The following is a 565-nucleotide window of genomic DNA, read 5'->3' as shown; positions in this document are numbered from 1 at the left end:
TGAACCGCATCGGCAGGAAGGCGATCATCTGCATCCGCGAGGCCTCGCTCGGACCGAACTTCGGCATGAAGGGCGGTGCGGCCGGCGGCGGCCTGGCCCAGGTCGTGCCGATGGACGACATGAACCTGCACTTCACCGGCGACTTCCACGCCATCACCAGCGCCCACAACCTTTTGTCGGCGCTGATCGACAACCACATCTACTGGGGCAACGAACTCGGCATCGACACCCGCCGGGTCACCTGGCGCCGCGTCATGGACATGAACGACCGGGCGCTGCGCCAGATCACCTGCTCACTCGGCGGGGTTGCCAATGGCTATCCGCGCGAGGCCGGCTTCGACATCACGGTGGCCTCCGAAGTGATGGCGATCCTGTGCCTGGCGCGCGACCTGCGCGACCTGGAAAAGCGCCTCGGCGACATCATCGTGGCCTATCGCCGCGACAAGACCCCAGTCTTTGCCCGCGACCTCAAGGCCAATGGCGCCATGACGGTGCTGCTCAAGGATGCGCTGCAGCCCAATCTGGTGCAGACGCTGGAGAACAACCCGGCCTTCGTGCATGGCGG

At 65.7% G+C, this 565-nt stretch carries 1 protein-coding gene; it reads left to right on the top strand.

The features are described 5' to 3' along the window. A partial coding sequence (locus EET67_RS25410; RefSeq protein WP_128628929.1) for a formate--tetrahydrofolate ligase occupies positions 1–565 on the top strand: 565 nt, incomplete at both ends.

Origin of the sequence: Borborobacter arsenicus, from assembly GCF_003934165.1 — a bacterium.
GTDB lineage: Bacteria > Pseudomonadota > Alphaproteobacteria > Rhizobiales > Rhizobiaceae > Pseudaminobacter > Pseudaminobacter arsenicus.
The sequence above is the reverse complement of the archived record's forward strand: the minus strand, read 5'-3'. Positions and strand labels throughout refer to the sequence as shown.